The sequence below is a fragment of the Flavobacterium taihuense genome (assembly GCF_019351435.1).
Classification (GTDB): Bacteria; Bacteroidota; Bacteroidia; order Flavobacteriales; family Flavobacteriaceae; genus Flavobacterium; species Flavobacterium taihuense.
Window position 1 is genome coordinate 1 of record NZ_JAHWYN010000064.1, and the last position, 627, is coordinate 627.

Below are 627 nucleotides of genomic sequence, written 5' to 3' on the forward strand. Positions count from 1 at the left end.
GCTGTACCAATACCATGACCGGAAGCGCTGTGGTAAGCATTACCGCTTTGCCAATTGCCTACGCCGTAACGGGAACTGCTGCCTATTGCGCAGGAGGAACCGGTGTTGCCGTTGGTTTGGCAAATTCTGAAAATGGAGTCAACTATCAATTAAAAAATGGAGCCACCGATGTTGGAAGTCCAGTGTCCGGAAGCGGGGCAGCAATTTCTTTTGGCAACCAAACTACAGCTGCCACTTATACCGTGTTGGCCACGAAAACAGCCGGTAGCTGTACCAATACCATGACCGGAAACGCTGTGGTAAGCATTACCGCTTTACCAATTGCCTACGCCGTAACGGGAACTGCTGCCTATTGCGCAGGAGGAACCGGTGTTGCCGTTGGTTTGGCAAATTCTGAAAATGGAGTCAACTATCAATTAAAAAATGGAGCCACCGATGTTGGAAGTCCAGTGTCTGGAACAGGCGCAGCAATTTCTTTTGGCAACCAAACTACAGCTGCCACTTATACCGTGTTGGCCACGAAAACAGCCGGTAGCTGTACCAATACCATGACCGGAAACGCTGTGGTAAGCATTACCGCTTTGCCAATTGCCTACGCCGTAACGGGAACTGCTGCCTATTGCGCAG

1 protein-coding gene is annotated in these 627 nt (G+C 50.4%); it reads left to right on the plus strand.

Annotated features, from left to right (window positions below; translation table 11 throughout):
• On the plus strand, positions 1-627 hold a 627-nt coding region (locus tag KZH69_RS20385), incomplete at both ends, for a hypothetical protein (protein ID WP_219319306.1).